Below are 5,808 nucleotides of genomic sequence, written 5' to 3'. Positions count from 1 at the left end.
TCCCGCGTCAACGAAGAAAAAATCAAAAAAGACGACCAGATCATCTCCGAGTTCGGCGACTATACCTATGGCTGGCACGACTCCGATGATGCCGGGCGCAATGCCCACAAGGGCATTGACGAGGATGTGGTCCGGGCCATCTCGGCCGACAAGGGCGAGCCTGATTGGATGCTGCAGATGCGTCTCAAGGGCTATCGGGCCTTCATGGAAAAGCCCATGCCCAAGTGGGGCGTGGATTTAAGCGGGTTCGATGCCGACGACTTCAAGTACTATGTCAAGCCTTTAAAGGAGCAGGCCAAGGACTGGAAGGACCTGCCCGACGACATCCGTACCACCTATGACCGGCTGGGCATCCCCGAGGCCGAGAAGAAGCGGCTGGTCTCCGGTGTTGCTGCCCAGTACGAGTCCGAGGTCATCTACAACTCCATCCGCGATGACTTGCGCAAACAAGGGGTCATCTTCCTGGATACGGACACGGCCTTGAAAGAGTACCCGGACCTCTTCCGCAAGTACTTCGCCACGGTCATCCCCCCGGACGACAACAAGTTCGCCGCACTGAACACGGCGGCCTGGTCAGGCGGATCCTTCGTCTATGTGCCCAAGGGAGTCCATGTGGACATCCCCCTGCAGGCCTACTTCCGTATCAACACACCCAACATGGGCCAGTTCGAGCGCACGCTGATCATTGCCGACGAGGGTTCCTACGTCCATTACGTGGAGGGCTGCACAGCACCCATTTACTCCACTGACTCTTTGCACGCGGCCAACGTGGAGATTGTGGTCGAACCTCATGCCCGTGTGCGCTACACCACGGTCCAGAACTGGTCCAACAACGTCTACAACCTGGTCACCCAGCGTGCCTATGTGCGCGAGGGCGGCACCATGGAGTGGGTGGACGGCAACATCGGGTCCAAGGCGACCATGAAATATCCGGCCTGCATCCTGGCCGAGCCCTACGCCAAGGCCGAGACCCTCTCCCTGGGCTTCGCCGGCAAGGGGCAGTACCAGGACACGGGCGCCAAGATGATTCACCTGGCACCCCATACCTCATCCACCATCGTCTCCAAGTCCATCTCCCGAAACGGGGGAAGGGCCGCTTACCGAGGCCTGGTCAAGATCATCAAAGGCGCCGAGAAGTCCTCTTCTTCGGTGGTCTGCGACGCCTTACTGGTGGACGACTACTCCCGCTCGGATACCTACCCGCACGTGGATGTTCGCGAGGACGACGTCTCCATGGCTCATGAGGCCACCGTCTCCAAGGTCTCCGAGGACCAGCTCTTCTATCTGATGAGCCGCGGCCTGGAGGAGAAGGAGGCCATGGGCATGATTGTGCGCGGGTTCGTGGAGCCCATTTCCCGGCAGCTGCCCATGGAGTACGCGTTGGAGCTTAACCGCTTGGTCGAATTGCAGATGGAGGGTTCGGTAGGCTGATGTCACGAAACAGCGAAATAACCATTCCGCATGCGGATCCCAAGGATCCCTATGCTTTCCCGGCCACCATGCCGTCCAGTGCCGACAAGGAGCCACGTTCCTTCAACCCTGATGACTTTCCCATGCCTACCCGCAAGCAGGATGACTGGCGGTTTACCCCCATCGACCGGATGGAGGAGTTCTTCACTGTCTTCAAGCCCAGTGGTCTGACCAAGGTCTCAGTCACCATGATTGACGGGTCCGAACCGCCCGCAGATCAGGTCAGCTTCAGCCAGATTCCCATGGATCAGGCTCCCTGCGGCACCGTCCTCAAGCCCAGCGACCGAGCAGCTGCTGTGGAGTGGGCCAGCGGCAAGCAGGCGACCGTGGTCAATCTCAAGGGCACCCTGGATCAGCCCGTGCTGGTCCGTGTCAATGGTGGCGGCCCCGAACTGGATGCTTTCCACCTGGTGATCAAGGCCGAAGCGGGTACCAAGGCCGATCTGGTGGTCGAGCACCAAGGCCAGGCACGTCTGGCTGAGGGGGTTGAAATCGACATCGGTGACAATTCGCAGATGTCGACCACCTTCATTCAGGAGTGGGACAAGGGCAGCAAGCATGTAGGCAACCACCGCATTCACCTGGGCGCCGAGGCCTCCCTACGCCACTCTGTGGTCAGTCTGGGCGGCGATGTCGTGCGGCTGCGCATGGACCAGGACTTCGGCGGCGAGCAGGGCGACCTGAACATGCTGGGCATCTACTTCGTCGATCCCGGCCAGCACATGGAACACCGGACCATGGTGGTGCACAACCATCCCAATTGCAAGTCCCGTGTGGTCTACAAGGGTGCCTTGGACGGAATCGGCGCGCACACCACCTGGGTGGGCAACGCGCTCATTCAGCCGACTGCGCCTGGAACCGACTCATACGAGCTCAACCGGAACCTGGTTCTGACCCCTGGGGCCATCGCCGATTCCGAGCCCAACCTGGAGATCGAGAACGGCGACATCATCGGGGCAGGCCATGCGAGTTCGGTCGGACGCTTCGACGACGAGGAGCTCTTCTACTTGCAGTCCCGCGGCATTCCCGAGCAGGAGGCCCGCAAGCTGGTGGTTCGAGGCTTCTTCGGTGAACTGGTGGAGGAGATTGACGTCCCCAGCGTCTCCGGGCACCTGATGGGGGTCATCGACCGCAGGCTGGCGGCCGGCGAGGATCAAGAGATGCAGCACGTTTTGGAGGAGAACTGACATGTCCACATTGGAAATCAAGGATCTGCACGTCTCGGTCGAGACCAAGGAGGGTCGCAAGCAGATCCTCAAGGGTGCCACGCTGACCGTTAACTCCGGCGAGACCCACGCCATCATGGGGCCCAACGGGTCGGGCAAGTCCACCCTGGCCTACACGCTGGCCGGCCATCCCAAGTATGAGGTGGATTCGGGCCAGGCACTGCTTGATGGGCGGGATCTGCTCAAGATGACCCCGGACGAGCGGGCCAAGGCGGGGCTCTTCCTGGCCATGCAGTACCCGGTCGAGGTGCCCGGCGTGTCCATGACTAACTTCTTGCGTACTGCAAAGACCGAGGTCGACGGCAAGGCTCCGGCCATTCGCCAGTGGACCAAGGATCTGAACGATGCCATGAAGCGGCTGCGCATGGATCCCAAGTTCGCCCAGCGCTCGGTCAACGAGGGCTTCTCGGGCGGCGAGAAGAAGCGGGCCGAGGTCCTGCAGCTGGAGCTGCTCAAGCCTAAGTTCGCCATCCTGGACGAAACCGACTCCGGTCTGGACGTGGATGCCCTGCGCATCGTCTCCGAAGGGGTCAACAGGGCCAAGGAGAATACCGGCATGGGTGTGCTCATGGTTACCCACTACACCAGGATTCTCAAGTACATCAAGCCTGACATCGTCCACGTTTTCGCCGACGGCCGCTTTGTGAAGACCGGTGGCCCTGAGCTGGCCGACACCCTGGAGGAGACCGGGTACGACCAGTACCTGCCCGAGGGCGCCGACTCTGAATCAGCCCTGGCCTGAGGATAAGAGAAGAGGTCCGCAATGGTCATTGATGACAGCATTCGACAGCAGTTTCCGATCCTGGACCAGCAGGTGCATGGCCACCCTCTGGTCTATCTGGATTCGGCTGCCACTGCCCAGAAACCCCTGGCGGTCATCGATGCCGTTCGGGACTTCTACCTGAAGGACAATGCCGGGGTGCACAGGGGCGCCCACGAACTGGCCGCCCGCAGCACCGTGGCTTTCGAGCACGCGCGCTCACGTGTGGCTGCCCTGGTCGGCGCAGAAGGCCAGGAGGGCGGCGAGGAGATTGTCGTCACCGCCGGGGCCACAGCCGCTTTGAACTTGCTGGCCACCGCTTTCGGCAACGCCAGCTTGGGCTGCGGGGGGAAGGCGGCACGTCGATTCGCCCTGAAGCCTGGCGATGAAGTCGTGGTCAGCAAGGCCGAGCATCACTCGGTCCTCCTGCCCTTCCAGGAGCTCTGCTACCGGACCGGGGCGGTCCTCAAGTACTTTGATCTGGACCCTGAAGGCCGTGTTCTGGCCGATACCGCCGACCAGGTCATCACCGAGCGGACCAAGGTGGTCGCCGTCACCCACGTCAGCAATGTGACCGGCGCCATCACTGACATCAAGCCCATCGTTCACCGTGCCCACCAGGTGGGCGCCCTGGTGGTGCTGGATGTGTGCCAGTCGGTGCCTCACCTGCCTATCGATCTGCACGCCATGGATGTGGACTTCGCCGCCTGGAGTGCGCACAAGATGTACGGCCCCACCGGTGTGGGCTTCCTCTATGGCCGCCGAGAGCTACTTGAGGCCCTGCCTCCGGCATCATTCGGCGGATCCATGGTGGAGCTGGCCTATCTGGACCGTCCAGCCAGCTACATGGATCCTCCGGCCCGGTTCGAGGCCGGCACCCAGCCGGTGGCTCAGATGATCGGTGCTGGGGTAGCCGCCGATTGGCTGATGGATCTGGGCATGGAGAACGTGGCCGAACACGAGAAGGCCATCACCGCCGGTCTGTTGAGGCTGGGGGAGTTGGACGGGGTACGCATTCTGGGGCCAACCACTCCTAAGGACCGGATCGGCACGGTCGCCTTCGATGTGCAGGGGGTCCACCCCCATGACGTGGGCCAGTACGTGGATTCACGCGGCATTGCCATCCGCGTGGGACACCACTGCGCTCAGCCGGTCCATCGACACTTCGGTCTGATGGCCTCCAACCGGGCCTCGACCGGCGTGTACAATACCGTAGCCGACACGGATGCCCTGCTGGATGCCGTCTCCGGGGTCCGCAGGTTCTTCCGGGTGGCTTGAGGGTCTTCACCGGCAGCGCATCGACGGTTTTGGCAAAGACATACTGGTAGGTTTAAGGACATGGCGGATTTCGGGATGGATGACGAGGAATTGGAGCAGATGTACCAGGAGGTGATCCTGGACGCAGCCCGGGATCCTCACGGGCGTGTAGGGGATCGGGCTGATGCTGGGGAGGACCCGGATGGCGACGGCGTGACCATCAGGGTGGAGCACGAGGCCTGCCTGGCTGCCGAGTCCCACCAGTTCAATCCCACCTGCGGGGATCAGGCCACCATACATGTGGAGGTGACCCCCGGCGAGCAGGGTGGTCCCGACCTCATCCAGCGGATTGTATGGCAGGGTTCCGGCTGTTCCATCAGCCAGGCCAGCCTGTCCATCATGGTGGATCTGGTCCAGGGGCAGACCGTCGATCATGCCATGGATCTGGCTGCCGACTTCCGCAAGCTCATGGAGTCGCGCGGAGCCGGACTAGAGGACGAGAAGGCACAGGACGCTCTTGGCGATGCCATGGTCTTCCAGGGCGTGTCCAAGTATCCCATGCGAATCAAGTGCGCCCTGCTGGGCTGGGAGGGCATGAAGGCCTCGGTGGCCCAAGCCCTGTCAGCCGGACGAGACGGCGACAAAGGTGAGAAGGAGGAGCAGGTATGAGCGGTAATACGAATCTGGTGCCCGAACCCCAGGACTCCATCCTGGCCTCGGTAGGCAGGGCCATCAGCGATCCCGGCACGGCACAGGCGCTGGCCAGCAATCCCTTGGGTGCTGAAACGGTTCTTAAGTCGGCCGAAGGCGGTTCCATGCGTCAGGTTGACGGCCAGGCGGACAAGAAGTCCGATTCAGCCAAGTCTGACGATCGACGTGCCGACGAAGCCATCCCCGAAGCTTCCGCTGAAGATGCGTCAACGGACCGGGACTCGAACGACCAATCCTCGGCCAGCATGCCAGTCGACAACAGTACCAAGACTGCGGACCAGAATGCCGCTGATGCCGAGGCAGCCGTTGAAGAGGCCATCCCTCTCAAGGCCGTCGACGACATCGGCCGGGCCACAGCCGAGGATGTCAGGGAGGCCCTGCACC

5 protein-coding genes and 1 pseudogene are annotated in these 5,808 nt (G+C 62.0%); all 6 read left to right on the top strand.

The annotated features are described in order from the left end of the window. Positions 1-1,431: Fe-S cluster assembly protein SufB (gene sufB, locus AC0AP0_RS08055; protein WP_490430088.1), on the top strand; the 1,431-nt coding region annotated here is incomplete at its 5' end. Then, positions 1,431-2,657: a Fe-S cluster assembly protein SufD gene (gene sufD / locus AC0AP0_RS08050; RefSeq protein WP_261252635.1), complete on the top strand. Its 1,227-nt coding sequence runs from the start codon at positions 1,431-1,433 to the stop codon at positions 2,655-2,657. The genes sufB and sufD, both read left to right, overlap by 1 nt. A gap of 1 nt (position 2,658) precedes the next feature. Continuing rightward, on the top strand, positions 2,659-3,438 hold the full coding sequence (gene sufC / locus AC0AP0_RS08045) for a Fe-S cluster assembly ATPase SufC (RefSeq protein ID WP_463603053.1): 780 nt from the start codon (positions 2,659-2,661) through the stop codon (positions 3,436-3,438). 21 nt (positions 3,439-3,459) lie between these two features. Next, entirely contained in the window at positions 3,460-4,734 is a 1,275-nt protein-coding gene (locus AC0AP0_RS08040) for a SufS family cysteine desulfurase (protein WP_490430087.1), read from the top strand. 60 nt (positions 4,735-4,794) lie between these two features. Next, positions 4,795-5,382, top strand: a complete 588-nt coding sequence (sufU, locus tag AC0AP0_RS08035; RefSeq protein ID WP_490430086.1) for a Fe-S cluster assembly sulfur transfer protein SufU — start codon at positions 4,795-4,797, stop codon at positions 5,380-5,382. Continuing rightward, a pseudogene (locus AC0AP0_RS08030) lies at positions 5,379-5,808 on the top strand (metal-sulfur cluster assembly factor); the annotation flags it as partial. The gene sufU and the pseudogene AC0AP0_RS08030, both read left to right, overlap by 4 nt.

This window comes from Bifidobacterium sp. POST2/T3 (B1), assembly GCF_058197115.1.
This window is presented reverse-complemented; position numbering and strand designations above follow the sequence as displayed.

Bases quoted from the DNA above. Each gene is read 5' to 3' on its own strand.
- sufC (WP_463603053.1), top strand. From the start codon at position 2,659: ATGTCCACATTGGAAATCAAGGATCTGCACGTCTCGGTCGAGACCAAG.
- sufU (WP_490430086.1), top strand. From the start codon at position 4,795: ATGGCGGATTTCGGGATGGATGACGAGGAATTGGAGCAGATGTACCAG.
- sufD (WP_261252635.1), top strand. From the start codon at position 1,431: ATGTCACGAAACAGCGAAATAACCATTCCGCATGCGGATCCCAAGGAT.
- AC0AP0_RS08040 (WP_490430087.1), top strand. From the start codon at position 3,460: ATGGTCATTGATGACAGCATTCGACAGCAGTTTCCGATCCTGGACCAG.